The 25,699-nt window shown below is 69.9% G+C and carries 19 protein-coding genes and 1 tRNA gene; 6 read left to right on the forward strand and 14 right to left on the reverse strand.

Annotated features, from left to right (window positions below; translation table 11 throughout):
• Nucleotides 1-37 precede the first annotated feature (37 nt).
• From AC3A6J_RS20700 to AC3A6J_RS20710, 3 genes are read right to left on the reverse strand one after another with little or no spacing between them, the layout of a single operon-like run.
• A complete protein-coding gene (locus tag AC3A6J_RS20700) occupies nucleotides 38-2,446 on the reverse strand; it encodes a diguanylate cyclase domain-containing protein (protein WP_487861859.1) in 2,409 nt (802 codons plus the stop codon).
• A 33-nt stretch (nucleotides 2,447-2,479) separates the two neighbouring features.
• Entirely contained in the window at nucleotides 2,480-5,455 is a 2,976-nt protein-coding gene (locus AC3A6J_RS20705) for a bifunctional diguanylate cyclase/phosphodiesterase (protein WP_487861860.1), read from the reverse strand.
• On the reverse strand, nucleotides 5,452-6,567 hold the full coding sequence (locus AC3A6J_RS20710; protein WP_487861861.1) for a TRAP transporter substrate-binding protein: 1,116 nt from the start codon (nucleotides 6,565-6,567) through the stop codon (nucleotides 5,452-5,454). Before AC3A6J_RS20710 ends, AC3A6J_RS20705 begins: the two co-directional genes overlap by 4 nt.
• Before the next feature lie 185 nt (nucleotides 6,568-6,752).
• On the opposite strand from AC3A6J_RS20710, the gene AC3A6J_RS20715 reads away from it, so the two are divergent.
• Complete coding sequence (locus tag AC3A6J_RS20715) at nucleotides 6,753-7,661, forward strand: LysR substrate-binding domain-containing protein (protein ID WP_487861862.1); 909 nt, start codon at nucleotides 6,753-6,755, stop codon at nucleotides 7,659-7,661.
• A gap of 77 nt (nucleotides 7,662-7,738) precedes the next feature.
• Here AC3A6J_RS20715 and AC3A6J_RS20720 read toward each other — a convergent pair whose 3' ends face one another.
• Nucleotides 7,739-8,137, reverse strand: coding sequence for an HU family DNA-binding protein (locus AC3A6J_RS20720; protein WP_487861863.1), 399 nt, complete (start codon nucleotides 8,135-8,137; stop codon nucleotides 7,739-7,741).
• 184 nt (nucleotides 8,138-8,321) lie between these two features.
• On the opposite strand from AC3A6J_RS20720, the gene AC3A6J_RS20725 reads away from it, so the two are divergent.
• On the forward strand, nucleotides 8,322-10,529 hold the full coding sequence (locus AC3A6J_RS20725) for a copper-transporting P-type ATPase (protein WP_487861864.1): 2,208 nt from the start codon (nucleotides 8,322-8,324) through the stop codon (nucleotides 10,527-10,529).
• A gap of 64 nt (nucleotides 10,530-10,593) precedes the next feature.
• Nucleotides 10,594-10,803: a hypothetical protein gene (locus AC3A6J_RS20730; RefSeq protein WP_487861865.1), complete on the forward strand. Its 210-nt coding sequence runs from the start codon at nucleotides 10,594-10,596 to the stop codon at nucleotides 10,801-10,803.
• 4 nt (nucleotides 10,804-10,807) lie between these two features.
• Here the strand turns inward: AC3A6J_RS20730 and AC3A6J_RS20735 are convergent, their stop codons facing one another.
• The 7 genes from AC3A6J_RS20735 to AC3A6J_RS20765 all read right to left on the reverse strand — a co-directional run bounded on the left by AC3A6J_RS20735 (nucleotide 10,808) and on the right by AC3A6J_RS20765 (nucleotide 19,728).
• Entirely contained in the window at nucleotides 10,808-10,942 is a 135-nt protein-coding gene (locus AC3A6J_RS20735; RefSeq protein WP_487861866.1) for a DUF2474 domain-containing protein, read from the reverse strand.
• The gene (gene cydB, locus AC3A6J_RS20740; protein WP_487861867.1) at nucleotides 10,929-11,936 is read right to left on the reverse strand and encodes a cytochrome d ubiquinol oxidase subunit II; all 1,008 of its coding nucleotides are present in this window, start codon (nucleotides 11,934-11,936) and stop codon (nucleotides 10,929-10,931) included. The genes AC3A6J_RS20735 and cydB overlap by 14 nt, the downstream gene beginning before the upstream one ends.
• Nucleotides 11,926-13,380: a cytochrome ubiquinol oxidase subunit I gene (locus AC3A6J_RS20745; protein WP_487861868.1), complete on the reverse strand. Its 1,455-nt coding sequence runs from the start codon at nucleotides 13,378-13,380 to the stop codon at nucleotides 11,926-11,928. Before AC3A6J_RS20745 ends, cydB begins: the two co-directional genes overlap by 11 nt.
• Before the next feature lie 172 nt (nucleotides 13,381-13,552).
• Entirely contained in the window at nucleotides 13,553-16,723 is a 3,171-nt protein-coding gene (locus AC3A6J_RS20750) for an efflux RND transporter permease subunit (RefSeq protein WP_487861869.1), read from the reverse strand.
• A complete protein-coding gene (locus AC3A6J_RS20755) occupies nucleotides 16,720-18,030 on the reverse strand; it encodes an efflux RND transporter periplasmic adaptor subunit (protein WP_487861870.1) in 1,311 nt (436 codons plus the stop codon). Before AC3A6J_RS20755 ends, AC3A6J_RS20750 begins: the two co-directional genes overlap by 4 nt.
• Entirely contained in the window at nucleotides 18,027-19,259 is a 1,233-nt protein-coding gene (locus tag AC3A6J_RS20760; RefSeq protein ID WP_487861871.1) for a TolC family protein, read from the reverse strand. The genes AC3A6J_RS20755 and AC3A6J_RS20760 overlap by 4 nt, the downstream gene beginning before the upstream one ends.
• A gap of 76 nt (nucleotides 19,260-19,335) precedes the next feature.
• On the reverse strand, nucleotides 19,336-19,728 hold the full coding sequence (locus AC3A6J_RS20765) for a hypothetical protein (RefSeq protein ID WP_487861872.1): 393 nt from the start codon (nucleotides 19,726-19,728) through the stop codon (nucleotides 19,336-19,338).
• Nucleotides 19,729-19,873: 145 nt separating this feature from the next.
• On the opposite strand from AC3A6J_RS20765, the gene AC3A6J_RS20770 reads away from it, so the two are divergent.
• Nucleotides 19,874-21,235, forward strand: coding sequence for a hypothetical protein (locus AC3A6J_RS20770; protein WP_487861873.1), 1,362 nt, complete (start codon nucleotides 19,874-19,876; stop codon nucleotides 21,233-21,235).
• On the opposite strand, the gene AC3A6J_RS20775 is transcribed toward AC3A6J_RS20770, so the two are convergent.
• On the reverse strand, nucleotides 21,232-22,161 hold the full coding sequence (locus AC3A6J_RS20775; protein WP_487861874.1) for a LysR substrate-binding domain-containing protein: 930 nt from the start codon (nucleotides 22,159-22,161) through the stop codon (nucleotides 21,232-21,234). The two genes, AC3A6J_RS20770 and AC3A6J_RS20775, sit on opposite strands and share 4 nt — an antisense overlap.
• A 133-nt stretch (nucleotides 22,162-22,294) precedes the next feature.
• On the opposite strand from AC3A6J_RS20775, the gene AC3A6J_RS20780 reads away from it, so the two are divergent.
• On the forward strand, nucleotides 22,295-23,299 hold the full coding sequence (locus AC3A6J_RS20780) for a tripartite tricarboxylate transporter substrate binding protein (protein WP_487861875.1): 1,005 nt from the start codon (nucleotides 22,295-22,297) through the stop codon (nucleotides 23,297-23,299).
• A 29-nt stretch (nucleotides 23,300-23,328) separates the two neighbouring features.
• A complete protein-coding gene (locus tag AC3A6J_RS20785) occupies nucleotides 23,329-24,762 on the forward strand; it encodes an FAD-dependent oxidoreductase (protein ID WP_487861876.1) in 1,434 nt (477 codons plus the stop codon).
• A gap of 69 nt (nucleotides 24,763-24,831) precedes the next feature.
• Here the strand turns inward: AC3A6J_RS20785 and AC3A6J_RS20790 are convergent.
• Together AC3A6J_RS20790 and AC3A6J_RS20795 are read right to left on the reverse strand one after the other, a co-directional pair.
• Nucleotides 24,832-24,907 (reverse strand) — tRNA-Phe (locus tag AC3A6J_RS20790).
• Between the two features lie 18 nt (nucleotides 24,908-24,925).
• A complete protein-coding gene (locus tag AC3A6J_RS20795) occupies nucleotides 24,926-25,627 on the reverse strand; it encodes a response regulator (protein ID WP_487861877.1) in 702 nt (233 codons plus the stop codon).
• Nucleotides 25,628-25,699 lie beyond the last annotated feature (72 nt).

The following is a 25,699-nucleotide window of genomic DNA, read 5'->3' on the forward strand; positions in this document are numbered from 1 at the left end:
CGGCGTAGGACAAGGCGCAAATCGCTCTCCACGCGCTTCATGCGCCCGTCGACTCCTGGCGCGGCCACCGTGGGGTGCCGTCGGGCGAAGGCGACCGGGGCGCGGCCAGCATGAAGCGGTTGCGCCCTTCTTTCTTGGCCACATACAGCGCCGTGTCGGCGCGCGCCAGCAGCGAGACGAAGTCTTCCTCGGGCTCCGACACCGCGATGCCGATGCTGGTCGTGACCTGCAGGCTTCGGCTCGGCAGCTCGAACGCCGGCCGCATCGCCGCCAGCACCTTGCCCGCCACGAGTGGCCCGTCGGCCGGATCGGACACCGCCTCGAGCAGAATCACGAACTCGTCGCCCGCATAGCGCGCCGCCATGTCGGTCTCGCGCACGCTCTGGCGCAGTCGCCGGCCGAACTCCTTCAGCACCGCGTCGCCGGCTGCATGGCCCAGCGAATCGTTGATGGTCTTGAAGTAGTCGACGTCGAGGAACAGCAGGCAGACCGGCAGCCCCGAGCGCCGCGAGCGCGCAATGGCATCGCGCAGGTGCTCCTCGAACGAGCGGCGGTTCGGCAGCGCCGTGAGCGCATCCTCGCGCGCCAGTGCGTCGAGCTGCATCTGCTGGCGCTTGAGTTCGGTCACGTCGTTGGCCAGGATGTACAGGCCGACCACCGCGCCTTCGGCGTCCATGTGCGGCAGGTAGGTGGTCTGCAGGATGCGCTCGCCGATCAGCAGGCTGGCGGGCTGCTCGAAGCTCACCACCTCGCCCGCAAAGGCGCGCACGAGGAACGGCTTGCGCTGCAGGTACTGCGCCTCGCCGAGCGCATCGCGCAAGGGGCGGCCCACCTGCGCGTCGGGCTCCACGCCGAGCCAGGTCCGGTACCTGCCGTTGCAGAACACCACGCGCTCGTCGCGGTCGACTTCGGTCAGCAGCGCCGGAACGCCGTCGGTGAGGCCGCGCAGGCGCCGCTCGCTTTCGGCGCTGCGCATCTCGGCCAGCTTGCGTTGCGTGACGTCGAAGGTCATCACGTAGTAGCCGGCGAGTTCGCCGCCGTCGCGCAGGTCGGGCACCAGGTGGCATTCGAAGAAGCCCTCCCTGCCACGCCGCTCGTAGGTGCCCTCGGTGCGCGACGGGGTGCCCTGGAGCACTTTCGCGATCTGCGGCTCGAGCTGGCGGTAGACCGCGTCGGGCAGCGCATCGCGCATCGTCATGCGGCCGATGTCGGCGTGCGTGCGGCCGCGCATCGCGAGCCCGGCCGCATTGGCGAACAGGCAGCGGTCATCGCGGTCGAAGTAGGCCACCACCGCCGGCAGGTGGTCGGTCACGTCGCGCAGGAAGCGCTCGCTCTCGGCCAGCTTCTGCTGCGAGGCCTGGCGCTCCTGCATCAGCAGGTCGAAGGTGCGCGACAGGTCGCCGACCTCGTCCTTCGGCGGCGCGTCCTTCATCGGCGCGTAGTCGTCGGCGGTGCGCGAGACCTGCATGTGCTGGCGCAGCCGCGCGAGAGGCGCAAGCTGCGCGCGCGAGGCGGCGAACGCGAAACCGCCGGCCAGCAGCGTCAGCAGGAAGGTGCCGAGCCAGGCGAAGCGCTCGACCTGCGCAATGCGAGAGAACGCCTCCTCGCGCGGATACATCGCGCCGAGCACCCAGTCGGTCTCGCGGATGCGCTTGAAGGCATAGAGCCCGGGTGTACCGCCGCGGTCGGGCGCCTCGAAGGTGCCCTCGAAGCCCGCGAGCGCGCGCCCGAGCGCCTCGCTGTCGGCGCCGCCGTCCACCGCATGCTGCAGGAGCCGGGACTCGTCGGGGTCGTCGATGACGATGCCGTCGAGGCTCGTGATGAACATGTAGCCGCTGCCGCCGAAGCGCACGTTCGCGAGCTCGCCGAGGAAGTTCGTCGCGCTGAGGTTGACGAAGGCCGAGATGACGAAGGCCACCTCGCCCGCCGCGTCGAGCACGGGCTCGGTCATCGCGATCTGCGGCAGGCCGTTGATGCGGTTGCGAAAGGGCTTCGAGATCACGCCGGCCTTGCCCGCCACGGTGCGCTCGAAGTACTCGCGGTCGGCCACGTTGGCCTTGCCGATCTGGTGCGCACCGTTGAAGTTGGCCACGATCTCCCCCGCGCGGTCGGCGATCGCGATGTTGTCGAAGGCCTCCTTCAGCGCCCTGTGCTGCACGAGGAGATCCTGCAGCCCTGCGGCGCCCTGGAGGCGGTGGGTCTCGATGCTGTCGCCGAAGGTCTTCAGCAGAGTGCGCCGGGCGCGGAACTTCTGGTCCACTGCATCGGCGATCTGCGAGATGCGCTCGAACTCCTCGTCGACGATGGCGGCCTGCATGCTGCGCTTGACCAGGTACAGCGCCGCCGCGGTGACCCCCACCGCCGTGAGGAAGACGAACGCCGCCACGCCCGCCGACATGCGCGCGCGCAGGCTGAGCCGGGGCAGGTGGAAGCGGCGGGCGGGCATGGTCGGGGCTTCGATGAGCTGGGGCGGCGGCCTTCAGCCCGCCATCTCGACGTCAAGCAGCGCTTCGAACTGCGCGAGCGGCACCGGCCTGCTGAACAGGTAGCCCTGGCACAACATCTCGACATGCGCAGCCTGAAGGAACGCGAACTGCGCCTCGGTCTCGACGCCTTCCGCGACGATCTCGAGGTCGAGGTTGCGCGCCATGCCGATGATGGCCTGGATGATCATCTGCACCTTCGGGTCGACGCCGACCTTCTGCACGAAGAACTTGTCGATCTTGATCTGGTTGAGCGGCAGCTGCGTCATGTACGAGAGCGACGAATAGCCGGTGCCGAAGTCGTCCATCGAGAAGCGCACGCCCAGCGCCGCGAGCGCCTGCATCTTCTCGATGGTGTCGGCCACCTTCTCCTGCAGCAGGGTCTCGGTGAGCTCGAGCTCCAGCCGCGTCGGGTCGGCGCCGGTGCGGTGCAGCACGTCGCGCACGCGGTCGACGAAATCGTCGGTGCGGAACTGGCGCGCGCTCACGTTCACCGCGAGCCGCAGGTGGCTGCGCTTGGGGTCGTGGCGCCAGCACTCGAGCTGCCTGCAGGCGGTCTCGAGCACCCACATGCCGATCGGCACGATGAGGCCGGTCTCCTCCGCGAGTTCGATGAACCCGCCGGGCTGCACCAGGCCGCGTGCCGGATGCTCCCAGCGAATCAGCACCTCGGCGCCCACGATGCGGCCGTCGGCCGCGACCTGGCTCTGGTAGTGCAGCACGAACTGCTCGCCCTGGATGGCCGCATGCAGCTCGCTCTCGAGCGTCGCGCGCGCGGTGATCGCCGTCTGCATCGCCGTCTCGAAGAAGCGCAGCGCATTGCCGCCCGCGGACTTGGCGTAGTACATCGCGATGTCGGCCTGCTTGAGCAGGTCTTCGAGCGACTGGTTCGCGCCGCTGAAGACCACGGCGCCAATGCTGCAGGTGCTGTGGTACTGGTGGTCGTCGAGCTGGAACATGCGGTTGATGCTCGCGAGCACGGCCTCGCCGACCGCATTGGCCTGCATGGCCGCCACGGCGCCATCGTCGCTCAGGTTCTCGAGCAGCACCACGAACTCGTCGCCGCCGAGCCGCGCGACCGTGCCGCCTTCGCTCAGGCAGTCCTGCAGCCGCACGGCCACCTGCTTGAGCAGCGCATCGCCGGTGGCGTGGCCGAGCGCATCGTTGAGCGTCTTGAAGTCGTCCAGGTCAAGGAACAGCAGCGCACCATGGCGCGACCGCCGGACGTTCGCGTCGACCGTGGACTGCAGCCTGTGCAGCAGCAGCCGGCGGTTCGGCAGGCCGGTGAGAATGTCGTAGAAGGCCAGGTGCTCGATCTCGCGTGCGGCCAGCTTGGCCTCGGTGATGTCGCGCAGGATGACGATGAATCGCGCGGCGGCGCCCTCGCCGATCAGCTTGCGCGAGACCGAAATCTCGAACCAGGTGGTGCCGCGTGCCGCGCGGTTCTCGAACTGCCGCCCCGACGAGAAGCCGGTTTCGAAGGCATCGCGCAGCGCCACCATCACCTCGGCGGCGGCATTCTTCGGCAGCAGGTCCGACATCAGCTTGCCCACCGGCTCGCGCACCTTGATCGACGGCTTGGGGCGGCGCGGCGAATGGAAGCGGTAGCAGCGGCCGTCGATGCCGGCTTCGAGCAGCACGTCGGGCAGCGCGTCGAGCGTGGCCTGCAGCTGTGCCTTGCCCTCGAGGATGTCGGCGACGTGGCGCTTCTTCTCGGTGACGTCGCGGTAGACGCACACCATACCGCCGTCAGGCGTGGGGCTCTTCACCTCGAGGATCACCTGGCCGTTGAGCATCGTGAGCTCCTGGTCGTTCTGCGCGAGCAGGTGACGGGCGTTCTCCTCGTCGATGCGTTCGAACGGCACGAGCGGCGCGAGCTGGGGCTCGGCCCACGGGAAGTAGTCGACGAAGCGGCGGTTCCAGGTGACGACGCGGTCCTGCGGGTCGAGCAGCACGAAGCCGTCGACCATCGATTCGAGCGCCTGGTCGAGCGTTGCCTTCGAGCGCACCAGCTCCGTGCGGGCGCGCCACTGGCGCCGCAGCTGCGTCATGGCGAAATAGCCGATGCCGAGGATCAGCAGCGCAAAGGCCAGCGCTGCGCTCATGATCACGTTGCGCTCCCGGCGCCAGCCCTCGAGCGCCGCGTCGAGCGGAATGCTCGCGACGATCACCAGGTTCCGGTAGAGCCCGGGACGCGCCGCCACGATGGCCGGCTTGCCGCCGAGCCGCGACGTCATGCGCCGGGGGTGCCCGTCGCTCGCCTGCTCGGTGAGGATCGGCATCAGTGTCCGGCCGGCCAGGTCGTCGCGCGGCGGAATGCTGGCGAGCAGCCGGCCGCCCTCGCGCTCCAGCGTGACCTCGAGCCCCCGGATGCTGGCGCCCTGCGCAAGCACGGTGGTGAGCATGGAGACCTGCACCTCGGCCACCGCGACCAGCCTGCTGCCGTCGTCCAGGCGAAGCACGCGCGCAAAGAACAGCACCTGCTGCGAGGTCGTCGGGCTCACCGTGGGCGTGCTGATGGCGAGCATCGAGCCGGGCCGGTCTAGGATCTCCTTCAGAAAGCGCTCCGGCAGATGCACGGTCAACCCCGCGCCCCGGCGGTCGGACGAACCCACCACCGAGCCCTCCGGCGTCAGAAAAGCGACGTACCGCACCAGCAGGCTCTGGCGCACCACGTTCTCGATCAGCTGCGCAGTTTCCGGCTGGGCGATGTCGCGCGCCACGGTGGCCTCGTTCGACTTGCGCAGGAACTGCCCGAATCCCGCGAGCAGCACGTCCACCCCGAGCAGCCCGCGATTGAGCGCCGCTTCCGAGGCGTTGATGAACTGCACCGCATGCGCCTCGGCCTCGCCGATCGCCCTTTCGCGCAGCTGCCAGGTCATGAAGCCCGCCACCGCTACGACGGCCATGAGGAACAGCCCCGCCACGCCGACGACGAAACTGGTGATGCGGCTGGGCAGCGGCTTGTTCACTGGCCGACTGGCGCCTTGATGCCGACCAGGGGGCCGATGGTCTGCTGCCAGACCTCGACGCAGGTCCCGCCACAGCGCTGCAGCCATTTCGGCAGCACGGTGCCGGCAAAGATCTCGCGCCGACGCTTGTCGTCCTCGGCCGACGGGCGGGCCTCGACCATCGCCCCCTTGCTGCCCGAGGTGCAGGCGTCCGCGCCCGTGTTGCAGGCGATGCCGTGGCCGGTGTCGCGCTCCGACTCGCGCCAGACTTCCGCCTCGAGCTTCGGCAGTTCTCGCCGCAGCAGCGCCTGCAGCTCGGGCGGCAGCGTGCTCCATGCGTCGGCGTTGGCGCCGAACACCGCGATGCCCCAGCTGAGGGGCATGGTGTAGAGCGACTGGGTCACCTTGTGCAGCCCCAGCGCATTGCCTGACATCGCGCCCGTGATGGCGCACTGGGTGTTCTCCGACTGGATGTTGGCGATGACCTCGGTGAATTCGGTGAACACCGGCACCGCACCGAGCGCGCGGACGAAGTCGGCCTGGGTGTTGCCCGAGACGCGCACGCGCCGTCCCGCCAGGTCGGACAGCTGCTTCACGGGCTGCCTGCAGAAGATCACCTGGGCCGGATAGGCGTACACGGCCAGCAACTCGACGCCGTGCCGTTCGCGCAGCGTGCGTTCGAGGTACGGCCGGAAAGCAGCGACGACCCGGCGCAGCGTGCCCATGTCGGGATTCAGGCCCGCGATGTCGGGTGCCCCCAGCTCGGGGTACTCGTTGCTGACCTGACTCAGCAGCGCGGTGCCGAACGGGATCACACCGATCCGGATGAGATTGAGCATCTCCTGCCCCGGGACGCCGGCCTGGTTGAACGCAACGATGGACGCGTCGTATTTGCCGTTGCTCAGCCGCCGCAGGTCCTCGTTCCAGAAGCGCGCCTCGTGGCGCGTGTACTGGTTCAGGCCGCCCAAGCCGCCGACGATGCGCAGCCGCACAGGGGCGGACGCGGATGCCGGCACAGGCGCGGGCGCAGACGGCTGCGCCCCGCTGCTCGTCGCCGCGATAGCCAGAAAGAGAGCGGCAACATGCACCCCGAGGGTATGCCGCCAGGCCAGAGGTGCTGCGCCGGACTTCATCGCCCGGATCATGATGCCGAAAAGTGCTTCAAGTCACAATTTTTTTACAGAATCACCGATTTTCCGCCAGCGGCGGTCGACACGCACAAATGCATGTTGCGTCCAGGGCACGGGCCTACCATCGACAGGCCTGAATTTCCGTTGCGCACCGCCCCCCTTCCGATCCCCCGCACGCACGCACGCCGATGTCCGCGCCCGACCTTTCTTCCCGCCAGCTGCGCGCCTTCATGGCGCTGGCCGACCAGCGCAACTTCACGCGCGCGGCGCAGACCTGCCACCTGTCGCAGCCTGCGTTCAGCGCCCTGATCCGCACGCTCGAGCAAACCCTGGGCGCGCGCCTGTTCGACCGCGACACCCGCAGCGTGCAGCTCACGCCCGAGGGCCGCCTGTTCGAGCCCTCGGCGCGCCGGCTGCTCGACGACATGCAGGACGCGATCGGCGACCTGGCCGACCATGCCGAGCGGCGCAAGGGCCGCGTGAGCATCGCGGCCCTGCCCTCGCTCGCGGCGGGCTGGCTGCCGGCCGTGCTGTCGGAGTTCATGCAGGCCTGGCCGGGCATCACGGTCGAGCTGCACGATGCGCTGTCGGACGCCTGCATCGCCCAATTGCGCAACCACCAGGCCGACTTCGCGCTCGCCGCCACCGGTGCCGGCGCGGCCGCGGCGAGCGACCTGCGCGGGCGCAAGCTCTGCGACGACCGCTTCCACCTGGTGTGCCGCAAGGACCATCCGCTCGCCACGGTGTCGCGGCTCACCGCCAGGCAGCTGGCGCCGTGGCCCTTCATCCAGATGGCACGCAACAGCAGCGTGCGCCAGTCGCTCGATGCCGCGCTGCATCCGCTCAGGCTCAACGCGGTGTTCGAGGTCGAGCACCTGGCCACCGTCATGGGCCTGGTGGAGGCCGGCATCGGCATCAGCGTGGTGCCTGCGCTCACGCTGTTCCACTTCCGGCGCGACACGCTCGTGACCCGGCCGCTGCCGCTGCCCGGCCTGACGCGGACCATCTACCTCGTGCAGCGCCGCGAAGGCAGCCTGTCGGTGGCGGCGCAGACGCTGCACGACCTGATCCTCGCGCGCATGTCCAGCCTCGGCTGAGGCGCGGCCAAAAAAGAAACGGCCCCGAGGGGCCGTTTTCTTTGGAGCGCAGCCAGCAGCGGCTGCGTTCGTGCCAATTACTTCTTGGCCTTCTTGGCGGGCGCGGCAGCCTTCTTGGCCGGTGCGACAGCCTTCTTGGCCGGTGCGGCCTTCTTGGCGACGGGCTTGGCCGCAGCCTTCTCGGCCTTGCGCTTCGCAGCCTTCGGGTCGATCGCGGCCTTGAAGGCAGCGCCCGGCACGAACTTCGGCACCTTTTGCGCGGCGATCTTGATCTTGGCGCCGGCTTGCGGGTTGAAGCCGGTGCGTGCGGCACGGGCCACTTGCTTGAAGGTGCCGAAGCCGATGAGCTGCACGGGGTCGCCCTTCTTCACGGCGGCGATGATGGAACCGGTGACGGTCTCCAGGATGCGGGCGGCTTCTGCCTTGCTGACGTTGTGGGCGGTGGCGATCTTTTCGACCAGTTCGATACGGTTCACTTGAAATTTCCTTTGGTTTGTTCTCGTCATGTTGCCAATGACGGCGCAGCGCTGGACACGGCTGCAAGCGGCGCGGAGTGTAGCGCACGCGCGCTGCGGACCTCGCGCGGAGGCCCTTCGGGCGCTTGACATTCACACCATGTCAAGGTGGAGACTGGCGTTCTTCCGCAGCAGGAGCACTCGAATGAACGGTACGCACCACCACGATCACCACGATCATCGCCACCACGGCCCGCAGGCACACCGCGAAGCGCTGGCCGAGGCCGCGGCCGAGGGGACGGTCTACACCTGCCCCATGCACCCCGAGGTCCGCCAGGATCACCCGGGCAACTGCCCAAAGTGCGGCATGACGCTCGAACCCGAGATGCCGAGCCTGGACGAGGACGGCGACGGCAAGGGCGACCCGGAACTGCGCGACTTCCAGCGCCGCTTCTTCTGGACGCTGCCGCTCACGGTCGCGGTGGCGGTGCTCGCGATGGCCGGGCACCGCCTGCAGTGGTTCGACATGGCCACGCAGAGCTGGATCGAGCTGGTGCTCTCGGTGCCGATCGTGCTGTGGGCGGGTTGGCCCTTCTTCGTGCGGGCCGCGCAGTCGGTGGCGCACCGCAGCCCCAACATGTGGACGCTCATCGGCCTGGGTACCGCTGCGGCCTTCGCCTACAGCGTGGTGGCCACGATGGCGCCGCAGGTGTTTCCCGCGTCGTTCATGTCGATGGGCCGTGTGGCGGTGTACTTCGAGGCAGCGGCGGTGATCGTCTCGCTCACGCTGCTGGGCCAGATCCTCGAACTCAAGGCGCGCTCGCAGACCTCGGCCGCAATCAAGTCGCTGCTCGGGCTCGCACCCCGCACGGCGCGGCGCATCGGTGCCGACGGCACCGAGGAAGACATCCCGATCGCGCATGTGCATGTCGGCGACCGCCTGCGCGTTCGCCCCGGCGAGAAGGTGCCGGTGGACGGCGTGGTGGTCGAGGGCGAGAGCGCGGTCGACGAATCGATGCTGACCGGCGAACCGCTGCCGGTAGGCAAGCGCGCCGGCGACAAGCTCATCGGCGCCACGCTCAACACCCATGGCGCGCTCGTGATGCAGACGGAAAAGGTCGGCTCGCAGACGGTGCTCGCGGGCATCGTGCAGATGGTGGCGCAGGCCCAGCGCTCGCGCGCGCCAATGCAGCGCATGGCCGACCACGTGGCGGGCTGGTTCGTGATGGCCGTGATCGGCATCGCGGTGGCGACCTTCTTCGCCTGGGGCTTCCTCGGGCCGGCGCCGAGCTGGACCCACGGGCTCATCAATGCGGTGGCGGTGCTCATCATCGCCTGCCCCTGCGCGCTCGGCCTGGCCACGCCGATGTCGATCATGGTGGCCACGGGCAAGGCGGCCACCCGGGGCGTGCTGTTCCGCGACGCGGCCGCGATCGAGAACTTCCGCCGGGTCGATGTGCTCATCGTCGACAAGACCGGCACGCTGACCGAAGGCCGGCCGCGCTTCGAACGCACGGCGGCGGCTGCCGGCTTCGGCGACGACGAGGTGCTGCACCTCGCGGCCAGCCTCGACCAGGGCAGCGAGCATCCGCTTGCGCATGCCATCGTGGCGGCGGCGCGCGAGCGCGGCCTGCGGCTCACCGCGCCCGACGGCTTCGATTCCGAAAGCGGCATCGGCGTGAGCGGCAGCGTCGAGGGCCGCCGGCTCGCCCTCGGCAACACGGCGCTGATGGACCGGCTGGGGGTGGCGGTCGATGCGCTCGAGCCGCAGGCCGAAACGCTGCGCCGCGAAGGCGCGAGCGTGATGTTCCTCGCGGTCGACGATCGCCTCGCCGGCCTGCTCGCGGTGTCCGACCCGGTCAAGGCCACCACCGCGGAAGCGCTCGCGGCGCTGCAGGCCTCGGGCCTGCGCGTGATCATGGCCACCGGCGACGGGCTCACCACGGCGCGCGCGGTGGCGTCGAAGCTGGGCATCGGCGAGGTGCACGGCGAAGTCAAGCCGGCCGACAAGCTGGCGCTGGTCGAGCGGCTGCAGCGCGAGGGACGCATCGTCGCGATGGCGGGCGACGGCATCAACGATGCGCCCGCGCTCGCCCGGGCCGACGTCGGCGTGGCCATGGGCACCGGCACCGACGTGGCGATGAACAGCGCCCAGGTCACGCTGGTCAAGGGCGACCTGCGCGGCATCGCCGAGGCGCGCAGCATCTCGGAGCAGACCATCGCCAACATGAAGCAGAACCTCGGCTTCGCGTTCCTCTACAACGCGCTCGGCATTCCGCTGGCCGCGGGCGTGCTGTTTCCGTTCACGGGCTGGCTTCTGTCACCGATGGTGGCGGCGCTTGCGATGAGCCTGAGTTCGGCCTCGGTGATCGCGAACGCGCTGCGCCTGCGCGGTGCGAGGCGTCCAGGGTGACCGCGCACGCAGCCGTCGAACCCGGCCTACAGACAGGGGGCGCCGTTCGGTGCATGTTGACGCCATGACACAGCCCATCGAACTCATCGTCGAGGAGCCGGCTGTCGGCTCCTATGTCTGGCGCCTGCTCGAAACGGATGCGAACGGAGGCAACCCCCGGGTGCTCCGCGACGCCTTCGATCCCGCGGACACCTACGAAGCCGCGCTCGCCGCGGGACAGCGCGCACTGCAGAGCGAGATCCGTCGCCGCACCGCGCCAGCGCACTCCGGCTAGGCGGCTACGCCGTCAACCCGACGGCGCGCATCACCCAGCGAAAGGCCAGCGCGACGAGCGCGAGGCTGCCCACGCTCGCGAGCCAGATCGCGAACAGCCAACCGAAGCGGCGCAGCCAGCGGCGCTCAGTGGTAGCCATCGCCGTGGCGCACCTTGCCGCGGAACACCCAATAGCTCCACGCGGTGTACATCAGGATCACGGGAATGATCAGCAAGGCGCCGACCAATGCGAAGCCCAGGCTCTGCGGTGGGCCCGCGGCCTGCCAGATGCTGATGTCGGGCGGGATCACGTTGGGCCACAGGCTGATGCCGAGCCCGGTGTAGCCGAGGAACAGCAGCGCCAGCGTGAGCACGAACGGCGCCGCATGACCTTCGCCGCGCAGCGTGCGCAGCAACTGCCATGTGACGAGCGCCACCAGCGTCGGCACCGGCGCGAACCACAGCAGGTTCGGAAAGCTGAACCAGCGCGCCGCGATCGCCTCGTGCGCGAGCGGGGTCCAGATGCTGATCGCGACGATCACGGCCAGCATGAGCCAGGCCAGCGGCCGCGCGAGCGTGCGCATGCGCGTCTGCAGCCGGCCCTCGGTCTTCATCACGAGCCAGGTCGCGCCGAGCAGCGCATAGGCCGCCACCAGCGCGGCGCCGGTGAAGAACGAGAACGGCGAGACCCAATCGAACGGACCGCCCGCATAGTTGCCGTCGACCACCGGCAGCCCGTCGAGAAAGGCGCCGAGCGTCACGCCCTGGAAGAAGGCCGCGGTGACCGAGCCGCCGATGAAGGCATGGTCCCACCAGCGCCGCCGCCCGGGGCGCGCCTTGAAGCGGAACTCGAAGGCCACGCCGCGGAACACCAGCCCGACGAGCATCAGGATCAGCGGCAGGTAGAAGGCGCTGAGGATCACCGCGTACGCGAGCGGAAACGCCGCCAGCAGCCCCGCGCCGCCGAGCACGAGCCAGGTCTCGTTGCCGTCCCAGACCGGCGCCACGGTGTTCATCAGAACGTCGCGGTCTTCCTTGGCGGGCAGGAACGGAAAGAGGATGCCGATGCCGAGGTCGAAGCCGTCCATCACGACGTACATCATGATGCCGAACAGGATGATGACGGCCCAGATGAGGGGGAGATCAATGCCCATGGCGGCCGTCCTCGGTGTGGTGCGCCGCGCTGGCGGCGGCGTGGTCTTCTTCCTCGGCTGCGGCCGACAGCGGTCGCGCGGGGGTGCGCGGTGCGCCCGGTCCGCCGCGCGGCGGTCGCTCGGCCTCGTCGCCGGCGGGGCCCTTGGCGATCAGCCGCAGGCCGTAGGCCGTGCCCGCGCCGAACACCACGAAGTACACCACCACGAACAGCAGCAGCGTGAAGCCGACCTGCGCCGTCGAATGCTGCGGCGACACCGCATCGGCCGTGCGCATGAGGCCGTAGACGATCCAGGGCTGACGCCCGATCTCGGTCGTGTACCAGCCCGCGAGGATCGCCACCAGCCCGGCCGGCGACAGCGCGAGCGCGAAGCGAAGGAAGCCCCGCTTTGCATAGACGCGCGCGCCGCGCCGCAGCCAGAGGCCCCAGAACGCCAGCGCGATCATCAGCACGCCCAGGCCGACCATGACGCGGAAGGTCCAGAACACGATGGTGGAATTGGGCCGGTCCTCGGGCGCGAAGTCTTTCAGCGCGGGAATCTGCCCGTCCCAGCTGTGCGCGAGCAGCAGGCTGCCCGCGCGCGGTATCTCGATCGCGTAGCGCGTGGTCTCGGCCGCCATGTCGGGCCAGCCGAAGAGGATCAGCGGCACGCCCTCGCCTTCGGGCGTGCGCTCCCAATGCCCCTCGATGGCGGCCAGCTTGGCGGGCTGGTACTCGAGCGTGTTGAGCCCATGCTGGTCGCCGATGACCGCCTGCAGTGGCGCCGCGGCGAGCAGCATCCACAGCGCCATCGACAGCATGGTGCGCACGCGCGTGTTGTCGTTGCCGCGCAGCAGGTGCCAGGCCGCGGCGCCCGCCACCATGAGCGCGGTCGCGATGTACGAGGCGACCACCGTGTGCGCAAGCCGGTAGGGGAACGAGGGATTGAAGATCACCATGAACCAGTCGACCGGCACCACGCGCCCGTCGATGATCTCGTGGCCCTGGGGCGTATGCATCCAGCTGTTCGAGGCCAGGATCCAGGTCGCGGAGACCAGCGTGCCGACCGCCACCGCGAGCGTGGAGACGAAGTGCAGCGCCGGCCCCACGCGCTCGCGCCCGAACAGCATCACGCCGAGGAAGCCCGCTTCGAGGAAGAAGGCCGTGAGCACCTCGTAGGCGAGCAGCGGCCCGGTGACGCCGCCTGCAAAGCGCGAGAAGTTGCTCCAGTTGGTGCCGAACTGGTAGGCCATCACCAGCCCCGACACCACGCCCATGCCGAAGGCCACGGCGAAGACCTTGATCCAGAACTGGTAGAGGTCGATGTAGACCTCGCGCTTGGTGCGCAGCCACAACGCCTCGAGCACCGCCAGGTAGCTGGCCAGCCCGATGGTGAGCGCCGGAAAGATGATGTGGAACGAGATCGTGAAACCGAACTGGATCCGCGCGAGCAGGAGGGCATCCATGCAGCTGTACCTTTCCGTGAACCCCGACGGCCGCCACGACAACAACATCGCACGCGGCCGCGCAGGGCGCGGGTTCACCGGAAGGCGGCGTAGGCGAAGGTCGCGTCCGCTCCGGCTCCGGATGGACGCGATTCTTCGCCCCCTGCGCGGATCGCGCAAGGGACAAATCGACTCACTCCATGACGGGCGCGTGCAGTTTCAAGGCCCGGTCCAGGCGCGCCGCGCGCAGGCCGCGGCAGCGCATGAGGTACCACGCCGCCGGCACCACGAGCATGCTCAGCAGCGGCGCGGTGACCATGCCGCCCACCATCGGCGCCGCGATGCGCGTCATCACCTCGGAGCCGGTGCCACTGCCCCAGAGGATCGGCAGCAGCCCCGCCATCACCACCGCAACCGTCATCGCCTTGGGCCGTACGCGCTGCACGGCGCCCTCGCGGATCGCCTCGAGCAGCGTGTCGCGGTTCATCGGTTCGCCGGCCTCGAGGCGCCGCGCGAGCGCGTTCTGCAGGTAGACCAGCATCACCACGCCGAACTCGGCCGCCACGCCCGCGAGCGCGATGAAGCCCACCGCCGTGGCCACCGAGACCGCGTGGCCCATGGCCCACACCAGCCAGAAGCCGCCGACCAGCGAGAACGGCACCGCCGCCATCACGAGCGCGGCATCGCCGAACGAGCGGAACAGCAGATAGAGCAGCACGAAGATCACCGCGAGCGTCAGGGGAACGACGAGCTGGAGCCGCTCGGTCGCGCGCTCGAGGTACTCGAACTGGCCCGACCACGACACCGAATAGCCCGCGGGCAATTGGACCGCCTTGTCGACCGCGGCCTGCATCGCGCCGACGGCGGAGCGCAGGTCGCGGCCGCGCACGTCCACGTACACCCAGCCCGAGAGCCGCGCGTTCTCGCTGCGCAGCATCGGCGGGCCCTGCGTGACCTCGATCTTCGCGACGTCGCCGAGCAGCAGCTGCGCGCCGCGCGGCGTCACGAAGGGCAGGTCGCGCAGGCGCTCGAGCGAATCGCGGAATTCGCGCGGGTAGCGCACGTTGATCGGATAGCGCTCGCGCCCCTGCACGACCTCGCCGACGTTGTCGCCGCCGACGGCGGTGGCGACCACGGCCTGCACGTCGGCCACCGAGAGCCCGTGGCGCGCAGCCGCGAGCCGGTCGACCTCGACGTCGATGTAGCGCCCGCCGGTGAGCCGCTCGGCCAGCGCCGACGAGACACCGGGCACGTCCTTCACCGCGGCCTCGATCTGCGTGGCGATCGCGTCGATGGTGGCCAGGTCGGTGCCCGCCACCTTGATGCCGACGGGACTCTTGATGCCGGTGGCCAGCATGTCGATGCGGTTGCGGATCGGCGGCACCCAGACGTTGGTGAGCCCCGGCACCTTCACCGCACGGTCGAGCTCTTCCACCAGCCGCTCGGGCGTCATGCCTGCGCGCCATTCCGAGCGCGGCTTGAAGCGGATCGTGGTCTCGAACATCTCGAGCGGCGCCGGGTCGGTGGCGGTGTCGGCGCGGCCGGCCTTGCCGAACACGCGCTCGACCTCGGGCACGGTCTTGATGAGCCGGTCGGTCTGCTGCAGCAGCGTGGCCGCCTTCGAGACCGACAGCCCCGGCAGCGCCGACGGCATGTAGAGCAGGTCGCCCTCGTCGAGCGGCGGCATGAACTCGCCGCCGAGCCGCGACAGCGGCACCGCCGTCGAGGCCAGCAACAGCGCCGCCATCACGAGCGTGCCCTTGGGAAAGCGCAGCACCAGCTCGAGCACGGGCCGGTAGGCGGCCATGAGCACACGGTTCACCGGGTTCGAGGCCTCGTGCGGAATGCGACCGCGCACCAGGTAGCCCATGAGCACCGGGATCAGCGTGACCGACAGGCCCGCGGCCGCCGCCATGGCGTAGGTCTTGGTGAAGGCCAGCGGCGAGAACAGCCGCCCCTCCTGCGCTTCGAGCGAAAACACCGGCACGAACGACAGCGTGATCACCAGCAGCGAGAAGAACAGCGCCGGCCCCACCTCGACCGAAGAATCCGCCACGAGCCGCCAACGCTCGGCCGCGTCGGGCACGCGCCCCTCGGCGGCCTCGAAGGCCTCGATGTGCTTGTGCAGGTTCTCGACCATCACGATCGCGCCGTCGACCATGGCGCCGATCGCGATCGCGATGCCGCCGAGCGACATGATGTTGGCATTGACGCCCTGCCAGTGCATGACGATGGCCGCGGCCAGCACGCCGATCGGCAGCGCCACCACCGCCACCAGCGCCGAACGCAGGTGGAACAGGAACACCGCGCAGACCAGCGCGACGACGATGAACTCTTCGACCAGCTTGCCGCGCAGGTTGTCGACGGCACGGTCGATCAGGAGCGAGCGGTCGTAGGTGGTGACGATCTCCACGCCGGGCGGCAGGCCCGGCTTGAGCGCTTCGAGCCGCGCCTTCACGGCCTCGATGGTCGAGCGCGCGTTCTTGCCCGAGCGCATGATCACCACGCCGCCTGCGACTTCGCCCTCGCCGTCGAGCTCGGCGATGCCGCGGCGCATCTCGGGGCCGACCTGCACGCTCGCCACGTCGCGCAGCAGCACCGGCGTGCTGCCGGCCAGTGCGATCGGGATGGTGCGGAAGTCGTCGAGCGAGCGCAGGTAGCCGCGCGAACGCACCATGTACTCGGCCTCGGCCGCCTCCACCACCGAGCCGCCCACGGCCTGGTTGGCCTTCTGCAGCGCCTCGACCACGGTCTGCTGCGCGATGCCGAACGCGCGCATGCGGTCGGGGTCGAGCACCACCTGGTACTGGCGCACCATGCCGCCGATGCTCGCGACCTCGGCCACGTCGGGCACCGTCTTGAGTTCGAAGCGCAGGAACCAGTCGTTGAGCGCACGCAGCTGGCCGATGTCGCGCGTGCCGCTGCGGTCGACCAGCGCGTACTCGTAGATCCAGCCCACGCCCGTGGCGTCGGGGCCGAGCGCCGCGTTCGCGCCCGCGGGCAGCCGGCTCTGCACCTGGTTCAAATATTCCACCACGCGCGAGCGCGCCCAATAGGGATCGGTGTCGTCGTCGAACAGCACGTAGACGAAGGAGTCTCCGAAGAACGAATAGCCGCGCACCGTCTTGGCGCCGGGCACGCTGAGCATGGTGGTGGTCAGCGGATAGGTGACGAGGTCTTCGACCACCTGCGGTGCCTTGCCGGGGTACGGCGTGCGGATGATCACCTGCGTGTCCGACAGGTCGGGCAGCGCGTCGAGCGGCGTGTGCACCACCGACCACCAGCCGGCCGCGACGAGGAAGGCGGTGGCGATCAGCACCAGGAAGCGGTTGCCGACCGACCAGCGGATCAGGGCCGCGATCATCGCTTCTCTCCCTCGGGCGGCGAAGCGGCGGGCGCCGCCATGTTGCCAAGCACCGAACGCAGCCGCGCCTCGGAGTCGATCAGGAACTGGCCGCTGGCCACCGCCTGGTCGCCCTCGGCCAGGCCCGACAGCACCTCGGTGTCATCGCCCGCCTCCATGCCCAGCGTCACCTCGCGCGGCGCGAAGGCGCCGCTCGCATTGCGCACGATCACGACCGCGCGCCGCCCGGTGCGGATCACCGCTTCGGTCGGCACCACGAGCCGGCTGACGGACGGCCCCGACAGCGCAAGCCGCAGCAGCATGCCGGGCACCAGGCGCCCGCTGGTGTTGGCGACCTCGAAGCGCGCCTTCAGGGTGCGCGAGGCCGGCTGGATCTCGGGCAGGATCTCGTCGAGCGTGCCCTCGAAAGACTGCGATGCGTCGGCCTGCAGCGTGGCGGTGGCCTTCTGGCCGCGCGCGAGGCGCACCGCCTGCGCTTCGGGAATCTCGGCCACCGCCCACACCTTGCCGAGGCCGGCAATGCGGAACAGCGTCATGCCGGGCGTGACCGCGGCACCTTCACGCACGCCGAGCTCGGCCACCACACCGTCGACCGGCGCGGCGATCACGTAGCGCGCCTGCGCGGTGCCGGCCTTCTCGCTCTGCCGGACCAGGTCGGCCGGGATCGACAGGGCCTGCAGGCGCTCGCGGGCCGCCGCGACCAACTCGGCCGGTGCACCCGCGCGACGCAGCGCGAGCCACTCGTTCTGCGGCGCGAGCCAGTCGGGCGCGAACACCGTCGCGAGCGCCTGGCCCTTTCGCACGCGCTCCATCGGCGCGCGCACCGAAAGCCGCTCGACATAGCCGGCCACCCGGGTCTGCACCGCGGCGACAAGGCGCTCGTCGAACTGCACCGTGCCCACGGCATCGAAGGTCGACGCCTGCTCGACGCGCCGCACCTCGGCCACCCGGATGCCGAGGTTCTGCTGCACGGCGGGGCTGATCTTCACGCCGCCCTCCGCGTCGCCGTTGTCGGCATACATGGGCACCAGCTGCATGTCCATGAACGGCGACGGGCCGGGCTTGTCGAAGCGCGGGCCGGGCACCATCGGGTCGTGCCAATAGAGCACCTTGCGTTCGTCCGGCATGGCAGCGGCTTCGGCCTCGGGCGCTGCGGCAGCGGCCATCGGCGCCTCCGCGGGCGGGGCGGTGCGGCGGCCCAGGTAGAAGGCGCCGCCCGATGCCAGCAGCAGCACGCCGACGAGCGACAGGCCCACGACGCGGTTGCGCTTGCCGTTGGGTTGGTTCTGGTTGTCTTGGGTGTTCATTGCGCCTCCTCGGCATCGATCGGCCGGAAGGCCAGTTGGACCTGGGTTCTCGCGAATTCGCGCTCGAGCGCAAGCAGCCGGCGCCCGGCCTCGACCTCGGCATGGCGCGCCTCGAACAGCGCCGCGAGGCTGCCCTGGGCGCCCCCGTAGGCCGCGGTGGCCGCGGCGATGCGCTGCTGCGCCGGAGCCAGCGCGGCCGTGCGGTAACGCGCGATGCGCTGCCGCAGGCGCTCGGCATCGGCCTGCAGCGTGCGGTATTCGGTACGCGCCGCGCGCACCGCTTCGGCCAGTTCGGCCTCGGCCTTGCCAGCCAGTGCCAGCTTGGCCGCGGTGTCGCGGTCCTGGCGCTCGGCGGGCGCGAGGCGCAGCGGAATGTTCACGCCCACCGACACCATGTCGGCGCGTCCGGAACGCTGGCCGTAGGCGAGTTCCCAGGTCCAGTTGGGTGCGCGCTCCGAAGCGGTGGCCGCCGCCTTGCGCGCGGCCACCTCGGCCTCGCGCCGCATCGCGGCCACGGCCGGGTGCCGCGCCACATAGGCCTCTTCGGCGAGGGTCGGCAGGACGCCCGGCGCCGCCAGCGCATCGGGCGGCACGCCGGTCCAGCGCTGCAGCGCGATGCGCGCGGCGTCCTGCCGCTGCCGGACTTCGGCCACGCCGTCTTCCGCCCCGCCGCTCGCCACCGCGAGCGCCAGCACCTCCTGGCTGCTTGCCGCGGCCGAGGCGAGGCGCGCGCGCGAGGCCTCGACGGCTTCATGGGCGTGGTGCTGGGCCAGCATCGCGAGCTTCAGCGTCTCGCCGGCATAGAAGGCATCGACATACGCGAGCGCGGTCTGCAGCCGGGTGTCGGCGGCGGCCGCCCGCAACTGCACCCGTTCGCGCCCGACCGAGGCATCGGCGGCAGCCTGCCGCGCGGCGCGCTTGTCGGCGGACACCCACTCCTGGCGGATGCCGATGCGTTTCATCGTCATCGGCTCGCGCGCCGTGTGGAAACGGCTGTCGCCCTCGGTGGGCAGGTTCTGCAGCGACAGGCTCAGCGTGGGATCGGGCAATTGGGCCGCGGCATGCGCGGCCTCGGTGGCGCTCTGAAGGCCGGCCTCGGCGGCGCGGGCGGTTTCGGAGCGCCGGCTCGCGAGCTGCAGCGCAGCCTCGAGCGACAAGGGTGCGGCCGGCGCAATGCCCGGCAGCAGCGCCACGGCCAGGACGGCCGCGCGCGAAAGAGAAAAGGACATGAAAACTCCGTGGACGAATGAGGCATTCGCCGGCGCGCGAACATGCCGCGCCGGCAACGGTCAGTCGACGGAGGTGTCAGACCCGCAGTCTGCGGGTCGCGAGAAAGACGGGGTCGGGCGGTGGATGTTGCGCCTCGGGCCGCGCCTGTGCCGGCAGCGCATCGCCTTCGGCGGCCAGCACGAGCGGCAGCGCCAGCACCTGCACGATGGCCGGCAGCGACGGCGTGGCGACCTTCACCGGCTCGAAGGACAGCGACATGTCGGCGTCGTACTGGTGGCACAGCACCGGCTGCGCCGTGTCGGTGCCCTGGCAGGGTTCGCCCGAGGCCATCGCCAGTTCCATCGCTGCCGCAGCCTCGGCCTCGGTCGGACAGGCATAGCCCGCCAGCGCCAGCTGTGCGAACAGCAGCGAGAACACCATGAGGAGCATGGTGGCCTGGCGATGGAGGAAGGAGCGGCGTGCGCGCATGGGAGGCCGAAGTGTAACCAAAAAGTGTCTGTTTGAAGCAGCAACGGAAGCCCCCCGCGTTGCCGGGCCCACCGCGCGTGCGATGCTTCCGGTTCCGGGATTTTTTCTTCCCGGCCTGCCAGCCCTCAGCCCTTCCGGACCGATCTTGGAGCAGCCACTCGACACCCTTCTGCTGGCCGCGCTGGCGGCGGCACCGCGCAGGTTCCGCCTGCCGCCGCTGCCGGCCAATGCCGAAGCCGCCGAGGCGGCCGGCCCCGCAACGGCGTTGGCCTTTGCGATTGCGGCCGTGCGCACCGCGAGCGAAAGCCAGCTGCCCTCGCCCGCGCAGGCCGAGGCGCTCTTCACACGCGCGCTGGCCCGCCTCATCGAAGAGGCGCTTGCGCCCGACCGCGGCGACCCGGCATTCAAGGCAGCGGTGTTGCAGGCGCAGGACCGCGACGTGCGCGACCATGTGCGGCTGTCAGGGCAGCGCGCGGCCGACCTGCGCACGGTGCGCAGCGCCGTGGATGCCGTGGCCCATCCCGGCAAGCTGCAGCGCATGCCGGCCGGTGCCTCGCGCGACGCGCTGGCGCAGCTGCATGCCCTGGCCGGTGCCGGCGACTGGGCGCAGCTCGCGCAGGCGATGGCGGCCCTGCCCGCGCCCGATGAGCTCCGGGCAGCGAACGCCGCGCTGCAGCGACTGGTGCGCGGCGACGAACTGCTGCGCGTCGACGCCGTGCAGCGCTACCGTGCGCTGTGCGAGCGGCGCGGCCCGCTGGCCGGCAGCGATGCGGCCGCGGCCCAGGGGCGCGCCTCGGCGCGCGAAGGCGAGATGGCCGAGCATGCCGGCGTGCAGGCGCTGCGCGGCATCGCCGACCTGATGAACCAACGCGTTGCAGCCGGCGACAGCGGCAGCTTCCGCGTGGTCCGCAGCCTGCGCACGCCGGGCGGCTTTCCGGGCGCAGCGAGCAAGGCCAAGGAAGAATGGGACGCCGCGATCGTGCGCAGCGCCGATGCGCAGCAGGGCGCCGCGGAGCTCGTGCTGCTGGCCGAGATCAAGGCCTCGCCCGCGGCCGTCAGCGCCGACCTGCCGCGCCTCTTGCGCGGACTGCAGCGGCTCGCGCAGGCGGATCCTGGCACGGCCTATGCCTTCGCGTCGGACGATGGCGCCACGCACATCGTCGGCGCCTCGCTGCGCCGTCTCCGTCCGCACGGCCATGCGCTGCCGCCGCACGTGATCTATTGCTGCCCCGCGCAGGCCGAGCCGCAGCCGCAGGCCCTGCTGAGCGCGGCAAGCAAGGCCGTGCTGCTGGGCGAGCCCGCGAGCCTCGCGTTTGCGCAGCGCATCGGGCGCGGCGAACCGGCGCCGCCGCACACATCGCTCGCACCGGTATGGAAGGCATTGGCCACCACGCCGCGGCTGCGCGCCACGCTGCACCAGTACGAGACCGCACGGCTGGCCCGCGAGTCGATGCTGCATCCCGACGACCTGCTGGACGCCGCGGCCGAGGTCTTGCAGGCCGGTTAGCGCACCGGTGCCGTTGCGCGCGGCGCCGGGGCCTGCGGCTTGAAGGCCTCGCTCCACACGCGCTCGAACGCGGCGCAGAACGCCGCCTGCACCACCGACATCGGCCGGTAGCGGTTGCGGATGATGCGCACCTCGAGCTTTTCGCTGCTCTTGAACGGGCGCACCGCCAGCCCGCTGAACGACTGGCCCGCCACCGCGGTGCGGTCGACCACCGCGATGCCCGCACCGGCCTGGGCGAACCAGCAGGCCGTGGTGGCGGAGCGCACCTCGATGTCGAGCCGCAGCTGCGGCGCGGACTTGCCGTAGGCCCGGTGCAGGCTCTGGCCATAGGGCGTGCCGGCCGGCGAGGTGATCACGCGATGGCCGCGCAGGTCGGCCGGCGTGATCACCGCCTTGGCGGCAAGCGGATGGTCGTCGCGCATCGCACAGGCCAGGCCGCATTGATAGCTCTTGACCGTCACCAGGTTGGGATGCGCATTGGGCAGCAGCCCGATCGCCAGGTCGGCCGAATGCTCGAGCAGCGCATCGACCATGATCGGCGAGACCAGCACCTCGATGCGGCTCCGGAGCCGCGGAAAGCGCTCGTACAGCAGCGCGACCGCGCGCGGCGCGAGCCACGACGCGAGGCTGGCCGACACCGCGAGGCGCAGCGTTCCAGTCTCGGGCTCGGCCAGCGCGCGCGACACGTCGCGCACGCGCTCCACGCCACGCCATAGGCTTTCGATCTCCTGGTAGAGCTGCTGCGCCTCGGGCGTGGGCACGAGCCGGCCCTTGACGCGCTCGAACAGCGTGAGCCCCACTTGCCGCGCCGCATGCGCGAGCAGCTTGCTCACCGCGGGCTGCGACACATGCAGCAGCTCGGCCGCGCCGTTGACGCTGCCCGTCAGCATCACGGCGCGAAAGACTTCCATGTGCCGCAGGTTCATTGCAAAAGCTCGTTGAAGGACATAACCGAAGGTTAAGGCCTGGACACGTCTTTTCATTTGTGGCGCGGGGAACGCGGCAGAACAATGGTCTCGCTCGAAGAACAAGCCGGAGACAAGACGAATGGACAGGACGATGCCCCCCCGCCACGGCGCGACGCGGCGCAGCCTGCTGCAGGACGCAGCGATGCTCGCGCTCGCACCCACGCTGCACGCACAGCAGCAACAGCAACAACCAACCCAGGGATTTCCGAGCAAACCGGTGCGCATCTACCTGCCGCAGCCACCCGGCGGCGCGGCCGACCGGCTGGCGCGCCTGTTCGCCGAGAAGCTCGAGGCGCGCTGGAAGCAGTCGGTGCTGGTCGAGAACAAGCCCGGCGGCGGCGTGGTGATCGGCACCCAGGCGACCGTGCGCGCCGCACCCGACGGCCACACGCTGGGCCTGCTCGGCAGTTCGCTCAGCATCAATGCGGTGCAGCGCAAGGACCTGCCCTACGACAGCGTGCGCGACCTGCAGCCGATTGCGCGCGTGGGCTACTACACCGTGGCGCTCGTCGCCGCGGCGGACTTTCCGGCCAGCAACATCCGCGAGCTGATCGCGCTCGCGAAGAAGTCACCTGCGGATGGCATTTCCTTCGGCTCGAACGGCATCGGCACCTCGGCGCAGCTCGCGGGAGAAATGCTCAACCACATGGCCGGCATCCAGCTGCAGCACGTGCCCTACAACGGCGCGGCCAAGATGTACACCGAGATCATCGGCAAACAGATTCCGATGGGCTTCTCGGTCGCGAGTTCGGCCGACATCTTCATCAAGGCCGGCCAGCTCAAGGTGCTCGGCGTGACCAGCGCGAAGCGCAGCCCGCTCTTCCCCGACTGGCCCACCATCGCCGAGACGCTGCCGGGCTACGAGGCGGTCAACTGGGCCGGCTTCGTCGCGCCGGCCGGCGTGCCGCGCGCCATCGCCGAGCGGCTCGCCAGCGATATCGGCGCGGTGCTCGCGATGCCCGACATCGCAAAGGCGCTCGCCGAAATGGGCATCGACGTCGCGCCCCAGGGACCCGACGAGTTCAAGGCCTTCATCCAGGACGAGATCCGGCGCTTTGCCGCGATCACCAAGCCGCTCGGCGCGCCGGTCAACTGATTTCCTTCCATCCTTCTTCCTTTTTTTCCATGAACGACAGCAAAACCCATTCCTTTGCCCGCCGCATCCCGGTCGATGACGCCGAGTACGACCTCGTGGTGGCGGGCGGCGGCCCCGCGGGCACCGCAGCCGCCGTGTGCGGCGCGCGGCTCGGCCTGCGCACGCTGCTGGTCGAAGCGACCGGCTGTCTGGGCGGCATGGGCACCTCGGGGTTGGTGGCGTCGTTCGGGCCGGTGGCCGACGGCGAGCGCATGCTGGTCGGCGGCTTCATGAAGGAACTGCTCGAGACCATGTGGACGCAGAAGGCCTTCGGCCCGCACGTGGTGCCGGAGTTTTTGAATGCGCAGCTCAACCGCTGGGTGCCTTTCAAGCCCGAGCACCTCAAGCGCATCCTCGACGACTTCGCGCTGCAGGCCGGCGTGGAGCTGCGCTTCTTCACGCGCGTGGTCGAGGCCGAGATGTACGCTGGTGATGGCGACAGCAGGCGCATCGAAGGCGTGGTGCTCAGCAATGTCGAAGGGCTGCGCTACGTGAAGGCCAAGGCCTTCGTCGATGCCACCGGCGATGCCGCACTCGCCGCGCTTGCGGGCGTCGAATGCAAGGTGGTGCTGCGCGACACCGACTCGGTCGCGCCGAGCACGCTGTGCTCGCTGATCGGCGGCATGCACTGGGATGACCCGGCCTACGGCACCGACTGGCGCGGCATCGACGCGGTGAAGAACCGCACCAAGAGCGAGTTGCTGCCGCAGGCCATCGACGACGGCCAGTTCACGCAGGAAGACCGCTTCATGCCCGGCATGAACAAGATCGGCGAGCGCACCGCCACGCTCAACGCCGGCCATGTCTTCAACCTCAATCCGCTGTCGAACCGCAGCCTGTCGGACGGCATGGTGTTCGGCCGCAAGCTGGCGGTGGAGTACCTCGACTTCTATCGCAAGTACGTGCCGGGCTGCGCCGACATCGAGCTGTTGACCACCGCGCCCGTGATGGGCGTGCGCGACTCGCGCCGCATCGTCGGCGAGTTCGAGCTCGGCATCGAGGACTTTCGCAACCGCCGCCAGTTCGCAGACCAGATCGCCGTGTACAACCGCCCGACCGACGTGCATCCGACCGACACCTCGAAGGCCGAGTACGAGCGCTTCATGAAGGACTTTCACGGCAAGGACAATCTCGGCCTCGGCGGCTGCGTCGGCATTCCGTACAGCATCCTCGTGCCGCGCGGCTCGGAGAACCTCTGGGTCGCGGGGCGCTGCCATTCGAGCGACACCAAGGTGCACGGCTCGATCCGCGCCCAGTCGGCCGCCTACATGATGGGCCAGGCGGTGGGCACCGCCGCGGCACAGTCGATCGCGACCGGGCAGCCGGCCTGCGACCTCGACACGCGGGTGCTGGTGGAGACGCTGCGTGGGGCGGGAGCGTATCTGCCGCAGGCGGCGCTGTCGGCGAGGATGACGCGGGCGTAGCGCGGGGCCGACGAAGCACCACCAACTGAAAAGCCCCTGATTCCGTTAAGAATCAAGGGCTTAGAAGAGTGGTGGCCTGGGGCGGAATCGAACCACCGACACGCGGATTTTCAATCCGCTGCTCTACCAACTGAGCTACCGGGCCTTGGTGTGCAGCCCTAAATTATACAGCGCTTCTGCGGCCTCTTGAAAGATCGACCCCAAGTTGTTTGAGCTTGCGGTACAGATGGGTGCGCTCGAGGCCGGTCTTCTCGGCGACGCGGGTCATGGAGCCGTTCTCCATCGCGAGATGGAACTCGAAGTAGGCCTTCTCGAAGCCGTCGCGCGCGTCGCGCAGCGGGCGGTCGAGGTCGAAGCTCTGGGTCGACTGCGGTCCGGCGTCGGGCACGGGAACCGATGCGAGCGAGGCCATCAGCAGGCTGTCGCCGGTGGTGGTGATCGCGACCGGCTGGCTGGTGCCGCTGGCGGGCGGTACGATGCCGGCGGCCACGCGCCGGGCGTTCTCGCGCGCGAGGCCCTGCTCCACGTTCTTGAGCAGCTTCTGCATGGTGATCGGCTTTTCGAGGAACGCGAAGGCGCCGATACGCGTGGCGTCGACCGCCGTGTCGATGGTGGCGTGGCCGCTCATCATGATGACGGGCATGGTCAGCAGGCCGGCGGCCGACCATTCCTTGAGCAGCGTCACGCCATCGGTGTCGGGCATCCAGATGTCGAGCAGCACCAGGTCGGGCCGGGCACGCTGGCGCGCTGCGCGCGCTTCGGAGGCGTTTTCCGCCAACTCCACGTTGTGGCCCTCGTCATTGAGAATTTCGAAGAGCAGGTCTCTGATGCCCAGCTCGTCGTCGACCACGAGAATGTTTGCCATGAGTGCTGCTTGTTGTCTGCGCCGGTATCTGCAAGGTGTGTCGGTACGCCCGTCGATCGGTTCATCGTTCCA

The organism is Variovorax sp. Soil_C_39 (assembly GCF_057656815.1).

What these genes read in the sequence shown, in the direction of transcription:
- AC3A6J_RS20755 (WP_487861870.1), bottom strand. Translation starts at nt 18,030, where the DNA reads ATGAACACCCAAGACAACCAGAACCAACCCAACGGCAAGCGCAACCGC.
- AC3A6J_RS20750 (WP_487861869.1), bottom strand. Translation starts at nt 16,723, where the DNA reads ATGATCGCGGCCCTGATCCGCTGGTCGGTCGGCAACCGCTTCCTGGTG.
- AC3A6J_RS20765 (WP_487861872.1), bottom strand. Translation starts at nt 19,728, where the DNA reads ATGCGCGCACGCCGCTCCTTCCTCCATCGCCAGGCCACCATGCTCCTC.
- AC3A6J_RS20795 (WP_487861877.1), bottom strand. Translation starts at nt 25,627, where the DNA reads ATGGCAAACATTCTCGTGGTCGACGACGAGCTGGGCATCAGAGACCTG.
- AC3A6J_RS20775 (WP_487861874.1), bottom strand. Translation starts at nt 22,161, where the DNA reads ATGAACCTGCGGCACATGGAAGTCTTTCGCGCCGTGATGCTGACGGGC.
- AC3A6J_RS20785 (WP_487861876.1), top strand. Translation starts at nt 23,329, where the DNA reads ATGAACGACAGCAAAACCCATTCCTTTGCCCGCCGCATCCCGGTCGAT.
- AC3A6J_RS20780 (WP_487861875.1), top strand. Translation starts at nt 22,295, where the DNA reads ATGCCCCCCCGCCACGGCGCGACGCGGCGCAGCCTGCTGCAGGACGCA.
- AC3A6J_RS20760 (WP_487861871.1), bottom strand. Translation starts at nt 19,259, where the DNA reads ATGTCCTTTTCTCTTTCGCGCGCGGCCGTCCTGGCCGTGGCGCTGCTG.
- cydB (WP_487861867.1), bottom strand. Translation starts at nt 11,936, where the DNA reads ATGGGCATTGATCTCCCCCTCATCTGGGCCGTCATCATCCTGTTCGGC.
- AC3A6J_RS20725 (WP_487861864.1), top strand. Translation starts at nt 8,322, where the DNA reads ATGAACGGTACGCACCACCACGATCACCACGATCATCGCCACCACGGC.
- AC3A6J_RS20700 (WP_487861859.1), bottom strand. Translation starts at nt 2,446, where the DNA reads ATGCCCGCCCGCCGCTTCCACCTGCCCCGGCTCAGCCTGCGCGCGCGC.
- AC3A6J_RS20735 (WP_487861866.1), bottom strand. Translation starts at nt 10,942, where the DNA reads ATGGCTACCACTGAGCGCCGCTGGCTGCGCCGCTTCGGTTGGCTGTTC.
- AC3A6J_RS20715 (WP_487861862.1), top strand. Translation starts at nt 6,753, where the DNA reads ATGTCCGCGCCCGACCTTTCTTCCCGCCAGCTGCGCGCCTTCATGGCG.
- AC3A6J_RS20710 (WP_487861861.1), bottom strand. Translation starts at nt 6,567, where the DNA reads ATGAAGTCCGGCGCAGCACCTCTGGCCTGGCGGCATACCCTCGGGGTG.
- AC3A6J_RS20745 (WP_487861868.1), bottom strand. Translation starts at nt 13,380, where the DNA reads ATGGATGCCCTCCTGCTCGCGCGGATCCAGTTCGGTTTCACGATCTCG.
- AC3A6J_RS20730 (WP_487861865.1), top strand. Translation starts at nt 10,594, where the DNA reads ATGACACAGCCCATCGAACTCATCGTCGAGGAGCCGGCTGTCGGCTCC.